This window comes from Nocardia sp. CA-128927, from assembly GCF_050955855.1.
Taxonomy (GTDB): Bacteria; Actinomycetota; Actinomycetes; order Mycobacteriales; family Mycobacteriaceae; genus Nocardia.
The window spans coordinates 7,061,620-7,082,236 of the sequence record NZ_CP192087.1; the positions used below are offsets into that span (position 1 = coordinate 7,061,620).

The window sequence follows — 20,617 nt, forward strand, 5'->3', positions numbered from 1 at the left end:
TTATCGGGGCCGCCGAACGTGGCGATGACTGCGCCCGACAAGCCGCGCCCGGTTTGTCCCGATGCCGGAAATAAGCCGCAGAATCCGCCCGGCAAATACGCGATTTCCAGATCACGCCGCCGTATCGTGATCATGCTTGGCCACGGCTAACTGCCAGCACGTGCCCTACCCGATTCTTGCCGAGCACCCAGCGTGCCCACAGCATTTTGCGGAAAGGTGTCGACTGTAGTGAAGATATCGAGGCACTGGAAACATCTAGCCGCCACGTTGTTCGCGGCCATCATCGTCACCGGCCTAGCCGGCGTCCCGGCGCATGCCGGTGAGACCGACGCCCTCTACAACTCCGCCCAGCGCAACTTCACCGACGGCAACGACGTCGCCGGTCGCGCCGACCTCCGCAACCTCATCGGCGCCGATCCTGCCGACGCCGACGCCCTCTCGCTACAGGCCATCTGGTCGCACTACGCGGGTGACCTGCCCGCCCTCGCCGATGCGATGGCCCGGCTCAACGTCGTCGACCCCGGCATGGCGGCGGGCACGTCAAACGTGCTCAGCGCCATCACCGCGGCCGTCGGCACCCTGCCGAATCCGCTACCGGCTCTCATCGGTCCGCAGACCGGCATCGTCGTGCTCGGCTACGGCCTGCTGCCCGACGGCGCACTGCGCCCCGAGCTGGTGAACCGGCTGACCGCGGCCTGGCTGCAATCGATCGCCGCACCCATGTCTCCCATCGTGGTGACCGGCGGCAACCCGCAGAACGGCATCACCGAGGCGGACGCGATGGCGGGCTGGTTGATCGGCCACGGCGTGCCGCCGACCCGGATCCATGTGGAGGGTCGCGCCGGGTCGACCGTGCAGAACGCCCTGTTCAGCACCAAGCTGCTGCGTGACGTCGGCGCGACGAGCGCGGTGGTGGTCACCTCGCCCAACCACATCCGGCGCGCCGTCGCCGACTTCATCGTGGCGGGCACCCAGGTGGTCGGCGCGACCACCTCGCTGGAACAGCTGGTCTCCCAGCTGCCGCCGCCGGCCAGGCAATCCCAGCGCGGCATCTACCTCGACGCCACCCGCACGTTCGAGTTGGACACTTCGCGCTGAGGTCAGCGCTGTCACCCGGGACCCGCGCGACAAGGCGGATCCCGGGTGCGCGCCGACCGTCGAGACCGAGGTCACCGGAAAAACCGGTGGCCCGAGCGCGGCCTCGCACGGCAGTATGTCCAGGTGATGGCAGTTAGTACCGAGGTGGTCGCGGCCTTACGCGCGGCGGGTTGTGTCTTCGCCGAGGACGAGGCGCGCCTGCTCATCGCCGCCGCGGCAACCGACGCGGAGCTGGACGCACTGGTGGCGCAGCGGGTCGCTGGCACTCCCCTCGAATACCTGCTCGGCTGGGCCGAGTTCCATGGCCTCCGGGTCGCGGTGGCGCCCGGCGTTTTCGTGCCACGCCAGCGCTCCGCATTCCTCGTCGAGGCGGCCGCAGATTTGGCCCGCGCCCGCAAACGTCATCTGGTAGTCGTCGATTTGTGTTGCGGCTCAGGCGCATTGGGTCTGGCGCTGGCTACCATGCTGGCCGCCGAGCACACCCCGGTCACCCTCGCCGCCGCCGACATCGACCCCGCCGCCGTCGACTGCGCCCGCCGCAACCTCACCCCGATCGGCGCGCCGGTCTACCAGGGCGACCTCTTCGAGCCGCTGCCCGAGGAACTGCTCGGCTGCATCGACATCCTGCTCGCCAACACCCCGTACGTCCCGTCCGACATGATCGCGCGGATGCCGCCGGAGGCCCGCGACCACGAGCCACGCACCGCCCTCGACGGCGGACCCGACGGCCTGGACATCTTCCGCCGGGTCGCCGCGGCCGCCCGGTCCTGGCTCGCCCCGGGCGGTCAGCTACTGATCGAATCCAGCGAGGCGCAGGCACCCGTGGCCGTCGAGGTGCTGGCCGAGCACGGCCTCACGGGCCGGATCGCCGAATCCGACGAGCACTACGCCACGGTCGTCATCGGCACCCGGCCCACCCGCTAGTCCCTACTTCTTGCGACCGGTGAACTCGTCCATCGAGTGGTACACGCCGACGGTGTTGAGGAACAGGTCGCGCAGCTTGATCGGCAGGATGCCGGACAACGCCTTGTTGAGGCGGGAGGTCCACGGCAGGATCACCAGCGGGTTGCCGTTCTTCATCGCGCGCCACGAGGTGTCGACCACCTCGTCCTGCTCCAGGATCGGGGTGAACAGGAAACCCTTTGCGCCGTCGAACATTCCGGTGTTGATGTAGGTCGGGCAGACGGTGGTGACCTTGACGTGCTCGTGGCCCGCCTGCTCCAGTTCGATGCGCACCGAGTCGGACCAGCCGAGCGCCGCCCACTTGGAGGCCGCGTAGACGCTCATCCGCGGATTCGACACCAGCCCGGCCGAAGACGCGATGGTCAGCACCCGCGCCTCGGTCGAACCGGCCACCATGGCGGGCAGGAATTCCAGGGTGACGTACATCGGGGCGTGCGCGTTGATCGCCATCGTCTTCTCGATGTCGGCGCGGTTCTCGGTGTCCCAGAAGTAGTTGTTGCCGCGCACGATGCCCGCGTTGTTGACCAGCACGTCGATGGTGCCGACCTCGGCGCGCACCGACTCCGCCGCCTCGGCGATGGCGTCCGGCGCGGACACGTCGACGACGAAGTGGTGGATGGTGCCGCCCAGCCCGGTGAGCTCGTTGGCGGTCTCCTTCAGCGCGACCTCGTTGATATCCCACAGCACCACCGCGGCCGCGCCCTCGCGCACCGCGCGCTCGGCGAACAGCTTGCCGAGTCCCATCGCGGCACCCGTGACGAGCACCTTCTTACCCGCAACCGTGTCGAGTTTCATCCGTCCCTATCCCTGTCGATGTCGCTGAAAGTTACTTCTGGCGCAGTGTTTTCATGAGACCGAAGTAGAAGGTCATGGTCTTGGCCCACAGCTCCTCGGACATGCCGGGCAGCGGCGCGATCGGCAGCATCCGCTGCACCGCGATGGTCTGGGTGTCGATGTATTTCAGCAGACCCTCGGCGCCGTGCCTGCGCCCGGTGCCGGAGATGCCGAGCCCGCCGGACGGCGCGTCGGCGCTGCCCCAGGCCGCGATGAAGCCCTCGTTGACGTTCACCGACCCGGCGTTGATCCGCGCCGCGACCTCGCGACCGCGGCCGATGTCCTTGGTCCAGACGCTGGCGTTGAGCCCGTAGGCGGTGTCGTTGGCCTGCTCGACCGCCTCGTCGTCGCTGCCGACCCGGTAGATCGAGACGACCGGACCGAAGGTCTCCTCGCGATACACGGTCATGCCGGGACGCACGCCGCTCAGCACCGTCGGCTCGTAGAAGTACGGACCGAGCTCAGGGCGGTGCTTGCCACCGGCCAGCACCGTGGCGCCCTTGGCTACCGCATCGTCGACATGCGAACGGACGGTGTCCAATTGGCGCGGGAAGGTCAGCGAGCCCATGTCGTTGTCGTAGTTCAGCCCGCCGCCGAGCGCGATTCCCTTAACGTGCTCGATGAATTCGGTGACGAACTGGTCATACGCCTTGTCGTGCACATAGATTCGCTCCATCGCTTCGCACAGCTGCCCGGCCGAGGCGAAGCAGGCGCGGATGGCGATCTTGGCGGCCCGGGACACATCGGCGTCGGCGAGCACCACCAGGGGGTTCTTGCCGCCGAGTTCGAGCGAGTAGCCGATGAGCCGCTCCCCCGCCTGCTGCGCGATGGTGCGGCCGGTCGCACTGGAACCGGTGTAGTCGACGTAGTCGGCGCGCCCGATCACCTCGCGGCCGATCACCGAGCCGCGCCCGAGCACCGCCTGCCACAGCCCGCTCGGCAGTCCGGCGCGTTCGGCGGCGTCGATTGCCCAGAGTGCGGTGAGCGCGGTCTGGTTGTCCGGTCGCGCCACCACGGCGTTGCCCGCGACCAGAGCAGGGAGTGCGTCGGAGGCGGCCAGCGCGAGCGGGTAGTTCCACGGCGAGATCACCGCGACGACGCCCTTCGGCCGGTGCCGCACGTCGACCTGGGTGAGCACCGGCAGCACGCCGCGCGGCTTGCGGGTGGCCAGCAGTTTCGCGGCGACCTGCGCGTAGTACCTGGCGTTGACCGCGACATCGCCGACCTCGTCGAAGGCGTGCGCGCGCGACTTGCCGGTCTCGGTCTGCACGATGTCGAGGATGACATCCTGCTCGGCGAGCACGATGTCGTGGAACCGGCGCAGCACCGCGGCGCGCTCGCGGATCGGGCGGCGCGCCCACTCCTGCTGCACCGTGCGGGCCGTCGCGAAGGCGCGGTCGATATCGGCGACCGAGGACTGCGGCAGGTCGGCGATCTTGCGTCCGGTGGCGGGCGCGAACACCTCGACCGCGGGCGCGCCACCCGCGACCGCACGGTCGAGCAACGGCTGGACCAGCGACGACGGCAACGCGTCTGCGGCGGCGAGCTGGGGGGCGGTCGTCATTGTCGGCCCTCTCGTTGGGACGGTCGGACGAGCCGGAAACGCGCCCGCCTTTAACTGAACACTAGTGTTAGATTAATAGGCGTGCCACACCTCGTGTCAAGCTCTTCGTCATGGAACACAGACATGACGGGCTGTCGGCTGTGAGCCAGCACCATGTCTTTCAAGGGGCACGATGACCGAGGCGACGACGCGGCGCGGTAGACCACCGCAGACGCAGGAGCAGGCCGAGGAGGTCCGCGCCAGGATCGTGCTCGCCACCGCCGAGGTGTTCACTCGCAACGGGTCCCGCGGGCTGAGTGTCGCACAGATCATCGAGCAGGCAGGGCTGGCGCGGCCGACCTTCTACCGCTACTTCGGCAATGCGACGGAGCCGCTGCACGTACTGCTCAACACCTCGAACGACGGACTGGTCGACGGCATCGGGGCGGCGCTGACCGGCACCGACGAACCCGTAGAGCTCGGCATCCGGCTGATCGACGCCTACCTGGACTGGGCCGGTGGCCACGGTGCCATGCTGCGCCCATTGTTCGCCGAGCTGCACGACCCGGCCTCGCCGGTGTCGGCGTATCGAGAACGGGCACTGGACGATATCCGCGCGCTGGTCCGTACGACGTTCACCGAACTGGGCCGCCCCGTCCCGAGCCCGCTGGATCTCGATGCCGCACTGCATGTTTGCGAGTACGTGGTCTACCGGATCTCCGCCGGTACCGCGCCCGGCGCCGAGCCGGACGCGGAAACCGTTGCCGAGGCGCGTCTTACGATGATCCGCGTACTGCTGACCACCCTCGGCACCCGCGCCGACCTCGAATACGCGATGAATCTGCCGGGCATCTTCCCTGGTCCTTGACGCCGCACCCGACGTCGCACACTTGCGCCCCGCCGCGCGATGACACCCGCTGCGCACGAATCCGCTAGCCGCGCACGAATCCGCTAGCGATTTCGTGCGCAGCGCACCGAAACGTGCGCGTCAGGCCAAGGCTGCTTCGCTCCGCGCGGTCGTGTGCCGGGTTGGCTGGGTGGGCCAGCGGGTGGCTGGCCCGCGAACTCGGCGAGCGTCGTTGGTCGACGAGTTCACAGGTCTAGTTCGAGTTCCGTACCGCGCGCACGGGATACGCAGGTCAACATCGAACGGTCACGCTCACTGTCGGGTAGGAAGCGGTCCCGATGATCGACCTCGCCCGCCGCCACGCCTACGCGACAGGTGCCGCAGAACCCCTGCTGACACGAGTAGGCGACGCCGGGCAGCTGCCGCCGGATCGCGGCGAGCGCGGACTCGTCGGCCGCCACGTCCACTTCGGTTCCACTGCGGCGCAACAGAATACGAAATGGCGCGCCATCGCGCACCGGCATCGGCGAGAACCGCTCGGTGTGCAACGACGCCGTCGGGTCGTGCAGCGACAGCACCTGCAGCGCCGCCTCGGCCAATGGCGGTGGCCCGCAGACGTACACCGCCGCGCCGGTCGGTGTCTGCTCGAAGATCATCCGCGGGTCCGGCATGCCGAATTCGTCGTCCGGCCGGACCACCACATCGCCACCGGTCAGCAACGCCAGCTCGCACAGGAACGGCATCCGCGCTCGCGAGCGACCCAAATACATTAGCCGCCAGCGTATTCCGGCCCGCTCCGCCGCCGCGACCATCGGCAGGATCGGCGTGATCCCGATGCCACCGGCGACGAACAGATACCGCGGCGCCTCGATGAACGTGAACGCGTTGCGCGGCCCGCGCACCGACAGCCGGTCACCGACGCGCAACTGCTCGTGGATCTCCTTCGACCCGCCGCCACCATCGGCGCTGTAGCGCACCGCAATTCGATACTTCCGACGATCGGCCGGATCACTGTTCAGCGAGTACTGCCGCTGCCGCCCGGACGGGAGAACCACGTCGAGGTGCGCACCTGGCGTCCAGGCAGGCAACAGCGCGCCGTCCGGATCGGTCAGGATCAGGCTGACAACTCCGTCCGCCTCATCCTCGATCCGATCGATGACGACCGCGAAGTCGTACCCCGTGTGCCGTACCGGCTGCGGACGCGAAAGCAGTTGCGCCGTACTTCCTTCGGTGAACACCCGCTTGTACGCGTCCGCCGCCGAGGCGATCATCCGCAGGCCGGGACCCGGCCGATAGCCCTCCTCCACGGCCGTCACGCGTCGGCCGCCCGGGCCGCGGGCGACTGCGCGAGGTAGCGCAGGGCGTTGTCCATCGGACCCAGTTGTGAGGGGTGGAATCCCGGCCGCAGGTACCGCGGGATCTCGGTGAAGAAGGTGGTGAAGTTCGGCACCACGCCGCGCAGTGAGGCACTGGCCAGTTGTAGTGGCCAGAATCTGCCTTTCTGCGGCGAGGGGTCCTTGTAGAACAGGTAGCCGCCCGAAATGACGAACAGCACAAGCAATCCCGTGCTCGCGATCACCGCCTGCCGCGCCTTGCGACCGTACCCACCGTCGACGTACATGTACGCGTCGTAGACCACGCTGCGGTGCTCGACCTCCTCGGCGCCGTGCCAGCGGATGAGATCCAGCATCGCCGGATGCATCCCCTTCGCCACGAAAGTGTCGTTGGTCAGCAACCATTCGCCGATCACGGCGGTGTAGTGCTCCATCCCGGCGAACAACGCCAGCCGCTCACACAACCACGCATGCTTGGCCCGACCGGACATGTCGTTGTCGCCGAGCACCCGATCGACAAGCCACGCAACACGATCCACCATCGGGCGCACGTCGAGGCCGAGCCGCTCCAGCTGATTGCGTGCCAGCTCATGCGAACTCGCGTGCATGGCCTCCTGTCCGATGAAGCCGCGCACCTCCTCGCGCAGCCGCTCGTCCTCGATCAGCGGTAACGCCTCGGCCAGTGCCTGCGCCATGGCCCGCTCCCCCTCGGGTAACACCAGGTGCATCACGTTGATGATGTGGGTCGCCATCACCTCGCCGGGGATGTAATGCATCGGCACCGTGTCGAAGTCGAACGTGACGTCGCGTGCGTTGATCGCGTGCGCCTGATCGGCATAGACAGAAGAGCCCATCTCGCATCCCTCATCTCTGATCGGCGAAACCCAACAACCCGGGCAATACAGCCCAGCATCCAGGCAAACCTATTGCTGACATCGACTGCTGTCAACATCACCTGATGTCAACACCGGGGCTGTGAGAGGATGACGCCATGGTCGCCGAAGACGACGGGTCCATCCCGGGCATGCGCCGCTGGCGCGGACGGTCACCCGCCGATCGGGTGGCCGGCCGCCGTGAGCAGCTCATCGAGGCCTGCACCGAGCTGATGGCCACCGTCGGCGCCGCCGAGACGTCGATGCGCGGCGTCTGCAGGCAGGCCGGGCTCACCGAGCGCTATTTCTACGAGAGCTTCGCGAACCTGGACGCGCTGTTCATCACCGTGCTCGACACCGTCGTCCTCGGCGCCCGCGACCGACTACTCGATGCGCTACCCACCGCGCCGATCGAACGCGACGCCATGTTCCGCCACATGGTCGGCGTCTTCACCGACTACCTCACCGAGGATCGCCGCCGCGGCCGGATCATGTTCATCGAATCGCAAGCCACCCCGGTGCTGATGCCGCGCGCCAACGAATTGATCGGGTTATTCACGGCGCCGATCGCCTTGACGATCGGCGCCGGAGACTACTCGAATTCCGCACCCGACGAGTACGACAACGCACTCAATGCCAGCGCCATCTTCGGCGCGCTGGCCTACCTCTACCGGCCCTGGCTGGACGGCGAGATCCCGGTTTCCCGTGAACGATTCGACGAACACGCCGCGACCGTGCTGGAACACGTTGCCAGGGCCCGCTCTTCGGCGAGCACCGGCGCCTAGTCCCGCGCCGCCACCGGCTCGGTGTGCCCGGCCCGCTCGAAGCTCAGCGCCTCGTCGGCGATCGACCCGTGCCGCAGCGTGATCAGGTCGCGCAGATAGTTCATCCGTAGTCGCCACGGCGCACGGTCGCCCTGCATCGGGAACTGGCTCGCGGATCGCTGCACATAGCCGGGATTGAAGTTGAGGAACAACGATTCGGCGCCGACCGACGGGTCACGCACCGGCGTGCAGCGCACATAGCCGCGCGCGTCCATGTGCCGCAGCAACCGAACGACGTACTCGGACACAAGATCCGCCTTCAGCGTCCAGGACGCGTTGGTATAGCCGATGGTGTACGCGAAGTTCGGCACATCCGACAGCATCATCGCCTTGTAGGCCATGCTGTCCGACAGCGTCACCGTCCGCCCGTCCACCACGAGGTCCATGCCGCCGAAGGCGAGCAGGTTCAATCCCGTTGCGGTGACGATGATATCGGCGTCCAGCGTCGCGCCCGAGGCCAAGCGCAGCCCGGTCTCGGTGAACGTCTCGATCCGGTCGGTGACGATGTCCAGCTTGCCCTTGCGGATGGCGCGGAAGAAATCGTTGTTGGGGGCCAGGCAGAGTCGCTGATCCCACGGGTTGTAGCTGGGCGTGAAATGCGTGTCGATGTCGTAGTCCGGCGGCAACCAGCGTTGCTGGAGACCGCGGATGCGTTCGCGCATCCAGGCCGGATAACGTTGGCTCAGTTCATACATCGTCGTCGAGAAGGCCACGTTCTTGGCCCGGACCACCGCGTAGGCCGCGCGCGGCGGCAGGTAGCGGCGCACCCTCATCGCGATCTTGTCCCGAGCGGGCCGGGAAACGATGTAGCTCGGACTGCGTTGCAGCATGGTCACGTGCGCGCCCTGCTCGGTGAGCGAGGGGCCGAGCGTGACGGCGGTGGCGCCGCTGCCGATCAGCACCACCTTCTTGTTCGCGTAGTCCAGGTCCGCGGGCCAGAACTGCGGGTGTACCACGGGTCCGGCGAAGCGCTCGGTGCCCGCGAAATCCGGCACGTAGGGCTCGTCGTAGTGGAAGTAGCCTGCGCAGGAAAGCAAGAAATCGGCAGTCAGCGTGACGGTTTCGCCGGTGTCGGTGCGCTCGGCCCGCACGGTCCAGCGGTTGTCCGCCGTCGACCACTCGGCGCGCCGCACCCGATGCTGGAAGCGGATGTGCCGATCGATGCCGTTCTCCGCGGCGGTATCTCGCACGTAGTCGAGGATGGAGTCGCCGTCGGCGATCGACTTGTCGCCCAGCCACGGCTTGAACCGGTAACCCAGGGTGTACATGTCGGAGTCGGAGCGAATTCCGGGATAGCGGAACAGATCCCAGGTTCCGCCGATCGACTCGCGGCCCTCCAGGATCGCGTAGGTCCGCCGCGGGAATGCCCGCTGCAGATGATAGGCCGCGCCGATGCCGGACAGTCCGGCGCCGACGATGAGCACATCGATGTGCTCAGCAGCGGTTGTCATCGTTCTCTCCTCGACTAGGCGGGGCGTGCGACCCCAGCCTACGACCCAGACAGTTGCACCGACGCAGCCGAATGAATCGTGGGATGTATCTATCCCATTGCCGTCGCCCGCTTTGCACGGATTCTGTTCGGGCGCAACATAGTTAAGCGTTGTACAAAAAGGGGTGCTCCGGCGAGACCGAACGGTATTCAACTGCGCAACTCGCAGTGAAGTCACTCACATCACCGTGGCGCGTCAACCATTGTTCCGCCGAGACAGCAAGTTAGCTGAGCATTCGCTCGTTCGCGAGACTGTCGCAATACACAACACCGCCCCGCGCTCACGCAGCAGACCCGAAAACCGTTGGCGACCCGCGTTATTCGGCCCGATCGGGCTACGACAGCCCGTCATAGCCAGTCGATCACCAGTTAGTGATACTTCACGGAACATGTACTTCCACACCGCCTCTCACGCCCGGATCCGCGTCATAGGCATTCCTAGTTACCGTCGGGTAGTGTCCGTCGCACCGAAGATCAGAGACGATCCGGAACCGTTTTCTTTCCACGATTTCCAGGAGCGCGCGTGTCGCATTCTCGATTCGAATCCATCGGCGCCTATCTGCCTTCGAATATCGTCACAACCCAGGAGCTGCTCTCCCGGCTGAAGGAACCCCCGTCTTTCGATCTCGAAAAGATTACCGGGGTGCAGGAACGCCGGGTGCACGACACGAACCCGGACAGCTACGAGGACTCCTTCGCCATCGCCATGAAGGCCGCGGAAGACTGTCTGTCCAGGTCGCGGTACGAAGCAGCCGAGCTCGACGTGATCATCTCCACCTCCATCACGCGGAGCAACCACGCCACCCGCATGTACATGGAGCCGTCCTTCGCCGGTTCGATAAGCCGCCTTATTGGGGCGAAGAACGCCATTACGTTCGACGTATCGAACGCCTGCGCCGGAATGCTCACCGGCACTTACATTCTCGACCGGATGATCCGCTCCGGTGCGGTGCGCAACGGCATGGTGGTCAGCGGTGAGGCCATTACTCCCATCGCCGACACCGCGGTGGCCGAGATTTCCGAGAAATACGATCTGCAGTTCGCGTCGCTGTCGGTGGGCGACTCGGGCGCCGCGGTCGTGCTCGACGAGGCGGTCGACGACAACGACAAGATCCACTACATCGAGATGATGACGGCGGCGGAGTACTCGCAGCTGTGTCTCGGCATGCCCAGCGACAAGAGCCAGGGTGTTGCGCTGTACACCGATAACCGCAAAATGCACAACGAAGACCGCTTCCTTTTGGGCACCAACAGCCAGATCAACTACCTCGAGGCACAGGGGCGCACCTTCGCCGACGAGAACTTCGACTACGTCATCCACCACCAGTTCGGCGCGGCCGCGATCCCGTGGATGAATGCCATCTGCGAGCGCGAGTTCGGCACCCCGATGCCGCCGGATCTGCGAGTCATCGAGAAGTACGGAAATACTTCCACCACTTCGCATTTCATCGTCCTGCACGATCAGCTCAGCGACCAGAACATCCCGGCGGGCTCGAAGCTGCTGATGATTCCGGCCGCCTCCGGCATCGTGACCGGCTTCCTGTCCACCACCATCTCGTCTCTGAAGGTCTGAGGTCAGCCATGGGCGTGCGCATCAAATCCGTCGGCATCAGCCGTGAAACGCAAAGCAGTGTGGAGAACAGCGGCAGGGCCGCGAAGCAGAGCCTGGAGCGGGCCGGGGTTCGTCCCGACCAGGTCAGCGTGCTGATCAACGCCGGTGTCTTCCGCGACCAGAACACCGTCGAACCGGCCGTGTCCGCGCTGATCCAGAAGGCGGCGGGCATCGGCCTGGAATACGCCAAGGACGACCCGCGGACCTTCTCGTTCGACCTGATGAACGGCGCGACCGGCGTGCTCAACGCCGTCGGAGTCGCCACCTCGCTGCTGGAAACGGGCAGTGCCGAGCACGTGCTGATCGTGTCCGGTGACGGCCATCCGTCGATGAGCCGTACCGCCGCCGCGGACGACTTCCCTTACGCCACTTCGGGAGCCGCGTTGCTGCTGGAGCACACCGACGAGCCGGACGGCTTCGGCCGGGTGCACACGGTCAACGGCGAGGGCACCCCCGCGGTCGAGGCGTATGTCGACCTGTCCACCATGGGCAGCGTCGGACGCGGTCTGATGACCGTCGATCGCGAGCCGGACTTCGCCGATCGGCTGCTGACCGTGGCGACCGAGGCCGCGCAGGCCGCGCTCGCCGGGCACACCGACCTGGCGGGCACGGCGCTCATCGCGTCGACGCCGACCGCCGAGTTCCCGAAGCAGCTCGCGGATGTCCTTGGCATCGAACAGGATTCGGTGCGCACGCCGGACCTGACCGACGGCGACCCGCACACCGCGTCGCTGCCGCAGGCCTACGACCGGGCGGTCATCACGGACACCCTGAAGGATTTCACGCACGTGCTGTTCGTCGCGGCGGGCGCGGGCCCGTCCGCGGCGGCGGTGCTGTACCGGCTGCCCGCGTTCGCCGGGGCGGCTGCGTGACCTCGGCGACCTACTGGGCGGCCATCGACCGGTTCCGTGCGTTCGCGCGCACGGAACCGGATCGAGAGGCGGTCATCTATCCCGACGGAACGACGACCGGTGAGCTGCCGTCCTATCGGCACGTCAGCTACCGCGAGCTCGACGACTGGTCCGAGACCATCGCCGAGCGGCTCACCGCGGCGGGCGTCGGGTCGGGCACCCGCACCATCGTGCTCGTGCTACCGAGCCCCGAGCTGTACGCAATCCTGTTCGGGCTGTTGAAGATCGGCGCCGTGCCGGTGGTGATCGACCCGGGCATGGGCCTGCGGAAGATGGTGCACTGCCTGCGCGCGGTCGAAGCGGAAGCGTTCATCGGTATCCCGCCCGCACACGCCGTGCGGGTGCTGTTCCGGCGCAGCTTCCGCAAGGTGCGCACCACGGTGACGGTGGGCAAGCGCTGGTTCTGGCGGGGCGAGCGGCTGGCGGCGTGGGGCACCACGCCGTCCGGTGGCGCGCCCGAGCGGGTGCCCGCCGACCCGGACGACGTGCTCGTCATCGGATTCACCACCGGCAGTACCGGACCCGCCAAGGCGGTCGAGCTGACCCACGGCAATCTCGCGTCGATGATCGACCAGGTCCATACCGCCCGCGGCGAGGTGGCGCCGGAGACCTCGCTTATCACGTTGCCGCTGGTCGGAATTCTCGATCTGCTGCTCGGATCGCGGTGTGTGCTACCGCCGTTGATCCCGAGCAAGGTCGGCTCCACCGATCCGGCGCATGTCGCGCACGCGATCGAGAAGTTCGGCGTGCGGACGATGTTCGCCTCGCCCGCTTTGTTGATCCCGCTGCTGCGTCATCTCGAACAGCAGCCGATCGAGCTGAAGACGTTGGGCAGCATCTACTCCGGTGGTGCGCCGGTGCCCGACTGGTGCATCGCCGGGCTGCGCGAGGTGCTGGCCGAGGACGTGCAGATCTTCGCCGGGTACGGGTCCACCGAGGCCTTGCCGATGTCGCTCATCGAATCTCGGGAACTGTTCGACGGTCTGGTGGATCGGACGCACCAGGGCGAGGGCACCTGCATCGGGCGTGCGGCCGACAAGATCGAGGCTCGGGTGGTCGCCATCACCGACGACCCGATCCCGACCTGGGCGCGGGTCGAGGAGTTGGCCGGTGCGCTCGAAAGCTCGCGCGGTATCGGCGAACTCGTCGTCGCGGGGCCGAATGTCAGCACGCACTACTACTGGCCGGAAGCGGCGAACCGGCAGGGCAAGATCGTCGACGGTGACCGGATCTGGCATCGCACCGGCGATCTCGCGTGGATCGATGACGAGGGCCGAATCTGGTTCTGCGGACGCAAGAGTCAGCGGGTCGATACCGCCGACGGGCCGATGTTCACGGTTCAGGTGGAGCAGATCTTCAATACCGTTGCGGGCGTTGCCCGGACGGCGCTGGTCGGTGTCGGTGCGCGGGGTGTGCAGCGGCCGGTGCTGTGTTTCGAAGTGAAGTCCGATGCCGACGGCGCGGCGGTCGGGGCCGCGCTGCGGGCACGCGCGGCGGAGTTCGAGCTCACCCGCGCGGTCGCCGACTTCTTGATTCACCCCGGGTTCCCGGTCGACATCCGGCACAACGCCAAGATCGGCCGGGAGCAACTGTCGCAGTGGGCGGCCAAGCAGATCGGAACGAACCGGTGAGCGTGAAAACGACGGCCTTGCGGGCGATTCCCGTGCTCGGCTGGGTGTACCTGGCCGGCGGCGTCGCGGCGATCGCGACGGAGCGGGTGCCTGACAGCCGGGTGCTGCGCGCCGCGTGGTGGATCGATGCGTTCCTCAGCGTCGTGGTGCACGCGGCGCAGATCCGGCCCGCGCTGCGGGCGGCCGAGGGTTCGGGGCGCTCCCCCGTCGAGACGGCCGTATTGACGCAGATCTTCGGATTGACCTGGTGGCGAACGCAGGAGACGCGATGACGAAGGTATTGGTGACCGGTGCGTCCGGGTTCCTCGGCGGCGCGCTGGTGCGCAGACTGGTGCGCGACGGCGAGCACGATGTGTCGATTCTGGTGCGGCGCACCAGCAAGCTGGCCGACCTCGGCGCGGACGTGGATCGGGTGCAGCTGGTCTACGGCGATCTGACCGACCAGGCGTCGCTGGTCGCCGCGACCAACGGTGTCGACATCGTGTTCCACAGCGCCGCGCGGGTGGACGAACGCGGGACCCGAGAGCAGTTCTGGGACGAGAACGTTCGAGCGACCGAACGACTCCTCGAAGCGGCGCAGCGCGGTGGCGCTTCCCGTTTCGTGTTCATCTCCAGCCCGAGCGCGTTGATGGACTACGACGGCGGCGATCAGCTCGACGTCGACGAGTCGATCCCCTATCCGCGGCGCTACCTGAACCTGTACTCGGAGACCAAGGCCGCGGCCGAACGCGCCGTATTGGCCGCGAACACCGAGGGATTCACCACCTGCGCCCTGCGGCCGCGCGCGATCTGGGGCGCTGGCGACCGATCCGGTCCGATCGTGCGACTGCTCGGCAAGACCGCCACCGGGAAGCTGCCGGACATCTCGTTCGGTCGCACCGTGTACGCCTCGCTGTGCCACGTCGACAACATCGTCGAAGCGTGCGTCAAGGCGGCGGCCTCGGATGCGGTGGGCGGCAAGGCCTATTTCGTCGCCGATGCCGAGAAGACCAATGTCTGGGAGTTCCTCGGTGCGGTGGCCACCGATCTCGGTTTCCAACCGCCGAGCCGGAAGCCGAACCCCAAGGTGATCAACGCCGTAGTGAACGTCATCGAAACCATTTGGCGGATACCGGCGGTCGCGACGCGCTGGTCGCCGCCGCTGTCGCGCTATGCGGTCGCACTCATGACCCGCAGTGCCACCTACGACACCGCCGCGGCCACCCGCGATTTCGGCTACACCCCGGTCGTGGACCGGGACAGCGGACTGACCACCTTACTCGCGTGGCTCGAAACCCAGGGCGGCGCAGTAGAACTCACTCGACATCTGCGCTGAAACTCTCAGTCGTCACCGGAGGCCATCATGACCACTGACACCGTCTTCCGTCGGAAGATCTCGCCCACGGAGCGCCTGTACTTCTTCACCAGGGAGGTGTCGCCGCCGTTCCTGATGCACATGGTCGTGCACGGCGTCGGCACCCTCGACCCGAACGCGGTACAGCGCGCGGTGGACGTGGCCTCCGAGGCGAACCCCGGTTCTCGATTGGTCCGCGATGGCAACTACTGGGTGGACAGCGGTGTCGCCGCCCAGGTTCGGGTGGTGCCGGGGTGGACGCTCGACTACGCCACGCTGGAAGACGATGCGATGCTGAACAGTCCGATCGGGCCCACTCCCGACCGGACCACCGAGGTGCTGCTGCTGACCGGTGAACAAACCACCGTCGTGTTCCGTGTCTTCCACGGAGTGATGGACGGGATGGGCATGCGAATGTGGGTCGACGATGTGCTCCGCGCGCTGCGCGGGGTGGCTCCGGTCGGAGCACCCGACCCGATCGCCGACGTCGAATTGGTCGAGCAGGTGGGCGCGCCGGGCAAACAGACGCTGGTGCTGCCGACCTATCCGGCCGCGATCGGACGTGGCCGCCAGGATCCGACGGCATCGCGATGGTTGTTGCGGCACCGCACCATTCACGCGACCGGCAAGGGCATGGTCGCGCGGGTCTCGGCGATCCTGGCCGCCGAAGCCGGTGTGAAGTCGCGATTCATGGTTCCCGTCGACCTGCGCAGGCACGATCCAGCGCTGCGGTCGACCGGAAACCTCGCGCTGCCACTGTTTCTCGACGTCGCGCCCGGCGACAGCTGGGAAACCATCAGCGCCCGCATGCGCACCGGGTTGCAGCAGAAGACCGAACTGAACCAGCTGGACAACGGCGGCCTATCGAAGTTCCCGCCCGCCGCCATCCGCGCCGTGCTGCGGTTCAGCAACTGGCTCGGCGCCAGGCACAACCGGAACATGGTGTCCGCCACCGTTTCCCACATGGGCAAGTTCGACCTCGACGAACTCGCCGTACCCGGCTGGACGCCCAGCACGATGCGGGTGCTGCCACAGCACAGCGGCGCGATGCCGCTGCTGTTCGGCATGCTGGAGTCGCGCGGGAAGATCGAACTGACGGTGTCCTGTCGCAACGGTGCGGGCATCGAGCCGCGACTCGAGGCGTTGCTCGACAAGATCACCGCAACGCTGGAAGCCGATCTCGCGCCGCATGATTCGCCGGTGCGATGACCGGCTGGGCACGGTTCGTCATCGCCCGGCCGCGCACGGTGCTCGCCGTGGTCGTCGGGGTGATGCTGCTGTTCGGGCTGGTCGGCATGAATACCGCCGACAAGGTCAGCGCGGCCGGATTCAACGACCCGCACAGCGAATCGGCGGCGGTCGATCAGCTGGTCCGCGAGCATTTCGGCCCGCAGACGCCCGATGCCGTTGCGCTGTATACCGCGCCGGACGGGCAGACCCTGGATGACATCGGCCCGGGGGTTCAGCAATCGCTGGCCCAGATCGATCCCACGCTGTTGCAACGCCCGATCGAAACGTATTGGAACAGTGCGCCGCCGCGTAAGCAGTTCCTGAAGTCCGCCGACAACCGGCAGGCGCTGGCGGCGGTGTTCCTCGCGGGCGACGACAATCGTCGCGTCACCGCATACCCGGATATCGAAGCGGCACTGAAGGTTCCTGGCGTCGAGACCAAGCTGTCCGGTTACAGCGCGCTCGCGACGCAGATCAACGGCCAGTCGCAACACGATCTGGTGCGTGCCGAATCCATCTCGCTGCCACTCACTCTGCTGATCCTGGTGCTGGTGTTCGGTGGCGTGGTCGCGGCGTCGCTGCCGGTGGCGGTCGGTGTGCTCGCGGTGCTCGGCGCGATGGGCACCATTCGGGTGCTCACCGAATTCACCGAGGTGAGCACGTTCGCGGTGAACATCGCCTCGCTGCTCGGGTTGGGCATGGCGATCGACTACGGGCTGTTCCTGGTGACCCGCTTCCGTGAGGAGCTCGCGGGTGGGCGCAGGGTCGAGTCGGCCATCGAACGCACCTGCGCCACCGCAGGACGGACGGTCGCGTTCTCGGCGCTGCTGCTGATCTGCGCCTTTGCAGGCACATTCGTGTTCCCGCAGGCCGTGCTGCGGTCACTGGGTTTCGGCGCGATCGCCGCGGTCGCGCTCGCCGCCGGGCTTTCGCTCACCGTGCTGCCCGCCATGCTCGCGCTGTTCGGCGCTCGAATCGGCAAGGCGGGCACCAAGGATCGGACCGAGCGATTCTGGGGGAAGGTGGTGGACGCGGTGCTGCGCAAGCCGGGCCTCGTCACCATCGTGGTCGGCGCTGTGCTCCTACTGCTGGCCGTGCCGCTCACCGGCGCCGAGCTCGGCGACATCGATCACCGTGCGTTGCCCGCGGGCAATGAAATGCGCACCACCGTCGAAGAACTCACCACCGGTTTCCCTGCGGCGAGCAGCGGCGTCACCGCGGTGCTGCACGGCATCGATGGCCCACCCCAGTCGGCCGCGGTCGACGCCGCGAACACCGCCCTCAGCCATGTCGACGGCGTCCGGCAGGTGCTCCAGGTGGGCCGCGCCGATGACTTCGTCGTCTTCCACGCGTTCCTGAAAGCCACCGACCGCAGCGAAAACGCCAGCGCCACGGTCGAAGACATCCGCGCCCTGACTCCCCCGGACGGCACAGTCCTGCGGATCGGCGGCGACACCGCCGCCACCGTCGACAGCGTGCACTCGATCGTGCATGCCATGCCCTGGATGATCCTCGTCATGGTCGGCGCGACCGTCCTGCTGCTCTTCGCGGCCTTCCGCTCGATCGTGTTGCCGCTCAAGGCCGTACTGATGGCGTTCCTCAGCCTCGCCGCCACCTTCGGCGTGCTCACCTGGATCTTCAACGACGGGCACCTCGCGGGTCTGGTCGGCATCAGCCCCGGCCCACTCGCCGCGGGCATGCTCGTGCTGATCATCGCCGTCGTCTTCGGTCTGTCCACCGACTACGAGGTATTCCTGCTCTCCCGCATGGTGGAAGCGCACAACTCGGGTGCCGACACCGCGGGCGCCGTCCGCATCGGCACCCTCAAAACCGCACGTGTCATCACCGCTGCCGCGACCCTGCTGGTCATCGTCACCGGCGCCTTCACCTTGTCGCCCTTGACCCCCATGCGATTCCTCGGCCTGGGCATGATCATCGCCCTGCTGATCGACGCCACCCTCGTCCGCATGCTGCTGGTTCCTGCCCTGGTCAAACTCATGGGCCCCGCCAACTGGTGGACCCCGTTCGCCCGCCCCCTGCTCATCCCCGCCACGATCGAACACGTGGAAGAACCAGCTCGGATTCCATGAATGTCCTTTTTGCGGACTAATTTTCATACCGATCGGTCGCCACACCGCAGCGAAGATTGCAATACCTCCGCGCACTCCCCAGGCTTAGCTCCCATGTCCGCCGCCTGCCCCTCCTGCTCCTGGCCCTCGCCGATGCTTGTCTCTTCGCATGGGGCGGTGCGCTATTTACGCTGCGTGTGTGGCAGATTTCTGGTCTCGCACGGTGGCGGGGTGAACCTGGTGGCCGGTCGGAGTGCTTGCGGCACACCCAAGGTGGCCGAACACCTCGAGCTGATTCCGTTGCCCGAGAGATGATCCCGCACTCCGCCGATCGCCTCGGCAGCGCAAGATCGCGCGGCCGAGGCATTCGCACCGACGGTGTCGTCTGCCCCGATGGCTGGGCGAGCCGCTGCAGCAGCAACATCACCGGCATCGGGCACAATGTGACGATTCCCACTCACCTCGATCCTGTCGGCAGATGACAGGGGTTATGGTGTTGCCATGGCATCACCCGAGTTGTCCAGGTCGCAATCCCAGCCTGCGTTGCTCGCCGCCTCGACTCCGAGCGCCATCCGCGATGCTCTCGTCGGCGACGAGCAGGAGGAGTTCGTGCGCCGCTACCGCGAGGAGATGGCAGGCGCCGCCACGTCCCTGGATCTGACAGGCGTGCTGGCGATCCTGGCGACCTTCCGCCAGGTCGCCGAGACCACCCAGAGGCACGGTCCTGACGCCCATCGTCGGATGCTCGAGCTAGTCACGAATCTCCAACAGGGCCACGACGTGGCGACGATCGGTGCCTCCGAGCATCGAGCAGAAATCAACGCCAAACTCGACCGGTAGCGCCGGGTGTATCACTACGAGATCGTCGCTGATGCGCGGGCGCAGGTCGACGGTCTGCCCGCCGAGGCATTGGTGTATTTCGCCGAACTCATCTGATGCCGTGCCGACGGTCGGCCGATACCAATTCGCTGACGCGTGCTTCGTTTTCGGGGGAGAACGTGTTCCGGTACGCGGCTACCGCGCGACGGGTGTCCTCGGTGACCAGGTCCGCGTTGATCTGCGCGGCCGCGAAAGCGCCTGCCGCAGCGGCACCGCCGACCTGAGCGGACAGGTCGGTGACGTTGCCCGCGACCCACACGCCGGGGACATCGGTACGGCCGGTCATGTCCGAAGGGATGTGCTCACCCATACCCGACGGGTGCAGTACCGAGCTCAGTCCAAGTGCCGCAAGGAAATCGGTCCGTGCCACCATTCGCGGCGCGAAAGCCAGTGCCTCGCGGCGGATCAGCGTGCCGTCAGTGAGGCGTACGCCTGCCAGTCGGTCATCGACGATCTCGACAGACGCCATCGCACCGTCGATCACGGTGATGCCGCGGGCGGCGAGCTGCTCCGCCTCTTCCTTGGTGGGCGACGGCATGGTGTGCGAGAAGAGTGTGATGTCGTCGCTCCACTGACGGAACAGCAACGCCTGGTGCACCGCCATCGGGCCGGTGCCGAGTATGCCGATGGCCTGGTCGCGGACCTCCCAGCCGTGGCAGTACGGGCAGTGCAGCACGTCTCGTCCCCATCGTTCCCGCAGGCCTGGGAGCTCCGGTAGTTCGTCGACCAAACCTGTGGTCACCAGCAGTCGCCGCGCGTGGACCGTACGGCCGTCGGCCAGTGTCACCGCGAATCCGTCGTCGGTGCGCGACACGGTGACGACTTCACCGGGGACCACCTGACCCCCATACCCACGCACCTCCGCGCGGCCGCGTTCCAGCAACTCGCTCGGCGCCATCCCCTCCCGGGCCAGCAGCCCGTGCACCCCCGAAGCCGGGGCGTTGCGCGGTGCGCCCGCGTCGATCACCACCACCGACCGCCGCGCCCGTCCGAGCATCAGCGCGCCGCTCAATCCGGCCGCGCCGCCGCCGACAACCACCACGTCATAGCCATCTTTCAGCTGTTCAGTCACCATGACCACCTCCGCGACCACCATGCGACCGGACCGGGCATATACGCAAGCCTTGTTGCCGATATGGCAAGCTGCA

Annotated in this window: 18 protein-coding genes; 12 read left to right on the forward strand and 6 right to left on the reverse strand. The window is 67.0% G+C overall.

Features of this window, described 5'->3' with window-relative positions:
- The first annotated feature begins 228 nt into the window (after window positions 1–228).
- Both ACQPW1_RS32395 and ACQPW1_RS32400 read left to right on the forward strand, forming a co-directional pair.
- Window positions 229–1,098, forward strand: a complete 870-nt coding sequence (locus tag ACQPW1_RS32395; protein WP_433655607.1) for a YdcF family protein — start codon at window positions 229–231, stop codon at window positions 1,096–1,098.
- Window positions 1,099–1,224: 126 nt separating this feature from the next.
- On the forward strand, window positions 1,225–2,022 hold the full coding sequence (locus tag ACQPW1_RS32400; RefSeq protein ID WP_433655609.1) for a putative protein N(5)-glutamine methyltransferase: 798 nt from the start codon (window positions 1,225–1,227) through the stop codon (window positions 2,020–2,022).
- Between the two features lie 3 nt (window positions 2,023–2,025).
- On the opposite strand, the gene ACQPW1_RS32405 is transcribed toward ACQPW1_RS32400, so the two are convergent.
- Both ACQPW1_RS32405 and ACQPW1_RS32410 read right to left on the reverse strand, forming a co-directional pair.
- Window positions 2,026–2,856, reverse strand: coding sequence for an SDR family oxidoreductase (locus ACQPW1_RS32405; RefSeq protein ID WP_433655611.1), 831 nt, complete (start codon window positions 2,854–2,856; stop codon window positions 2,026–2,028).
- Window positions 2,857–2,887: 31 nt separating this feature from the next.
- Window positions 2,888–4,459 carry a succinic semialdehyde dehydrogenase gene (locus ACQPW1_RS32410; protein WP_433655613.1) on the reverse strand — a complete coding sequence of 524 codons (1,572 nt, stop codon included), beginning with the start codon at window positions 4,457–4,459 and terminating at the stop codon, window positions 2,888–2,890.
- A gap of 172 nt (window positions 4,460–4,631) precedes the next feature.
- On the opposite strand from ACQPW1_RS32410, the gene ACQPW1_RS32415 reads away from it, so the two are divergent.
- Window positions 4,632–5,306 (forward strand): TetR/AcrR family transcriptional regulator, encoded by a 675-nt coding sequence (locus ACQPW1_RS32415; protein ID WP_433655615.1) that lies wholly within the window; start codon window positions 4,632–4,634, stop codon window positions 5,304–5,306.
- A 224-nt stretch (window positions 5,307–5,530) separates the two neighbouring features.
- On the opposite strand, the gene ACQPW1_RS32420 is transcribed toward ACQPW1_RS32415, so the two are convergent.
- Together ACQPW1_RS32420 and ACQPW1_RS32425 are read right to left on the reverse strand one after the other, a co-directional pair.
- Window positions 5,531–6,556 (reverse strand): PDR/VanB family oxidoreductase, encoded by a 1,026-nt coding sequence (locus tag ACQPW1_RS32420; RefSeq protein WP_433665390.1) that lies wholly within the window; start codon window positions 6,554–6,556, stop codon window positions 5,531–5,533.
- Between the two features lie 41 nt (window positions 6,557–6,597).
- A complete protein-coding gene (locus tag ACQPW1_RS32425; RefSeq protein WP_433655617.1) occupies window positions 6,598–7,473 on the reverse strand; it encodes a metal-dependent hydrolase in 876 nt (291 codons plus the stop codon).
- Between the two features lie 137 nt (window positions 7,474–7,610).
- Between ACQPW1_RS32425 and ACQPW1_RS32430 the strand changes: the two genes are divergently transcribed.
- The gene (locus ACQPW1_RS32430; protein ID WP_433655619.1) at window positions 7,611–8,276 is read left to right on the forward strand and encodes a TetR/AcrR family transcriptional regulator; all 666 of its coding nucleotides are present in this window, start codon (window positions 7,611–7,613) and stop codon (window positions 8,274–8,276) included.
- On the opposite strand, the gene ACQPW1_RS32435 is transcribed toward ACQPW1_RS32430, so the two are convergent.
- The gene (locus tag ACQPW1_RS32435) at window positions 8,273–9,766 is read right to left on the reverse strand and encodes a flavin-containing monooxygenase (protein ID WP_433655621.1); all 1,494 of its coding nucleotides are present in this window, start codon (window positions 9,764–9,766) and stop codon (window positions 8,273–8,275) included. The genes ACQPW1_RS32430 and ACQPW1_RS32435 overlap by 4 nt on opposite strands.
- A gap of 561 nt (window positions 9,767–10,327) precedes the next feature.
- On the opposite strand from ACQPW1_RS32435, the gene ACQPW1_RS32440 reads away from it, so the two are divergent.
- The 8 genes from ACQPW1_RS32440 to ACQPW1_RS32475 all read left to right on the forward strand — a co-directional run bounded on the left by ACQPW1_RS32440 (window position 10,328) and on the right by ACQPW1_RS32475 (window position 19,430).
- Complete coding sequence (locus ACQPW1_RS32440; protein ID WP_433655623.1) at window positions 10,328–11,377, forward strand: 3-oxoacyl-ACP synthase III family protein; 1,050 nt, start codon at window positions 10,328–10,330, stop codon at window positions 11,375–11,377.
- An 8-nt stretch (window positions 11,378–11,385) separates the two neighbouring features.
- A complete protein-coding gene (locus ACQPW1_RS32445; RefSeq protein ID WP_433655625.1) occupies window positions 11,386–12,288 on the forward strand; it encodes a hypothetical protein in 903 nt (300 codons plus the stop codon).
- Window positions 12,285–13,958 carry a fatty acid CoA ligase family protein gene (locus ACQPW1_RS32450; protein ID WP_433655627.1) on the forward strand — a complete coding sequence of 558 codons (1,674 nt, stop codon included), beginning with the start codon at window positions 12,285–12,287 and terminating at the stop codon, window positions 13,956–13,958. Before ACQPW1_RS32445 ends, ACQPW1_RS32450 begins: the two co-directional genes overlap by 4 nt.
- Window positions 13,955–14,230, forward strand: a complete 276-nt coding sequence (locus ACQPW1_RS32455) for a hypothetical protein (RefSeq protein WP_433655629.1) — start codon at window positions 13,955–13,957, stop codon at window positions 14,228–14,230. Before ACQPW1_RS32450 ends, ACQPW1_RS32455 begins: the two co-directional genes overlap by 4 nt.
- A complete protein-coding gene (locus tag ACQPW1_RS32460) occupies window positions 14,227–15,273 on the forward strand; it encodes an NAD-dependent epimerase/dehydratase family protein (RefSeq protein WP_433655631.1) in 1,047 nt (348 codons plus the stop codon). Before ACQPW1_RS32455 ends, ACQPW1_RS32460 begins: the two co-directional genes overlap by 4 nt.
- A 27-nt stretch (window positions 15,274–15,300) precedes the next feature.
- The gene (locus tag ACQPW1_RS32465) at window positions 15,301–16,500 is read left to right on the forward strand and encodes a peptide synthetase (RefSeq protein WP_433655633.1); all 1,200 of its coding nucleotides are present in this window, start codon (window positions 15,301–15,303) and stop codon (window positions 16,498–16,500) included.
- Window positions 16,497–18,611 (forward strand): MMPL family transporter, encoded by a 2,115-nt coding sequence (locus ACQPW1_RS32470; protein ID WP_433655635.1) that lies wholly within the window; start codon window positions 16,497–16,499, stop codon window positions 18,609–18,611. Before ACQPW1_RS32465 ends, ACQPW1_RS32470 begins: the two co-directional genes overlap by 4 nt.
- A 480-nt stretch (window positions 18,612–19,091) precedes the next feature.
- Window positions 19,092–19,430, forward strand: a complete 339-nt coding sequence (locus ACQPW1_RS32475) for a DUF6247 family protein (RefSeq protein WP_433655637.1) — start codon at window positions 19,092–19,094, stop codon at window positions 19,428–19,430.
- 88 nt (window positions 19,431–19,518) lie between these two features.
- On the opposite strand, the gene ACQPW1_RS32480 is transcribed toward ACQPW1_RS32475, so the two are convergent.
- A complete protein-coding gene (locus tag ACQPW1_RS32480; protein WP_433655639.1) occupies window positions 19,519–20,544 on the reverse strand; it encodes an NAD(P)/FAD-dependent oxidoreductase in 1,026 nt (341 codons plus the stop codon).
- Window positions 20,545–20,617 lie beyond the last annotated feature (73 nt).

Bases quoted from the DNA above. Each gene is read 5' to 3' on its own strand.
- ACQPW1_RS32400 (WP_433655609.1), top strand. From the start codon at position 1,225: ATGGCAGTTAGTACCGAGGTGGTCGCGGCCTTACGCGCGGCGGGTTGT.
- ACQPW1_RS32405 (WP_433655611.1), bottom strand. From the start codon at position 2,856: ATGAAACTCGACACGGTTGCGGGTAAGAAGGTGCTCGTCACGGGTGCC.
- ACQPW1_RS32410 (WP_433655613.1), bottom strand. From the start codon at position 4,459: ATGACGACCGCCCCCCAGCTCGCCGCCGCAGACGCGTTGCCGTCGTCG.
- ACQPW1_RS32415 (WP_433655615.1), top strand. From the start codon at position 4,632: ATGACCGAGGCGACGACGCGGCGCGGTAGACCACCGCAGACGCAGGAG.
- ACQPW1_RS32420 (WP_433665390.1), bottom strand. From the start codon at position 6,556: ATGATCGCCTCGGCGGCGGACGCGTACAAGCGGGTGTTCACCGAAGGA.
- ACQPW1_RS32425 (WP_433655617.1), bottom strand. From the start codon at position 7,473: ATGGGCTCTTCTGTCTATGCCGATCAGGCGCACGCGATCAACGCACGC.
- ACQPW1_RS32430 (WP_433655619.1), top strand. From the start codon at position 7,611: ATGGTCGCCGAAGACGACGGGTCCATCCCGGGCATGCGCCGCTGGCGC.
- ACQPW1_RS32435 (WP_433655621.1), bottom strand. From the start codon at position 9,766: ATGACAACCGCTGCTGAGCACATCGATGTGCTCATCGTCGGCGCCGGA.
- ACQPW1_RS32445 (WP_433655625.1), top strand. From the start codon at position 11,386: ATGGGCGTGCGCATCAAATCCGTCGGCATCAGCCGTGAAACGCAAAGC.
- ACQPW1_RS32460 (WP_433655631.1), top strand. From the start codon at position 14,227: ATGACGAAGGTATTGGTGACCGGTGCGTCCGGGTTCCTCGGCGGCGCG.
- ACQPW1_RS32465 (WP_433655633.1), top strand. From the start codon at position 15,301: ATGACCACTGACACCGTCTTCCGTCGGAAGATCTCGCCCACGGAGCGC.
- ACQPW1_RS32470 (WP_433655635.1), top strand. From the start codon at position 16,497: ATGACCGGCTGGGCACGGTTCGTCATCGCCCGGCCGCGCACGGTGCTC.
- ACQPW1_RS32475 (WP_433655637.1), top strand. From the start codon at position 19,092: ATGGCATCACCCGAGTTGTCCAGGTCGCAATCCCAGCCTGCGTTGCTC.
- ACQPW1_RS32480 (WP_433655639.1), bottom strand. From the start codon at position 20,544: ATGGTGACTGAACAGCTGAAAGATGGCTATGACGTGGTGGTTGTCGGC.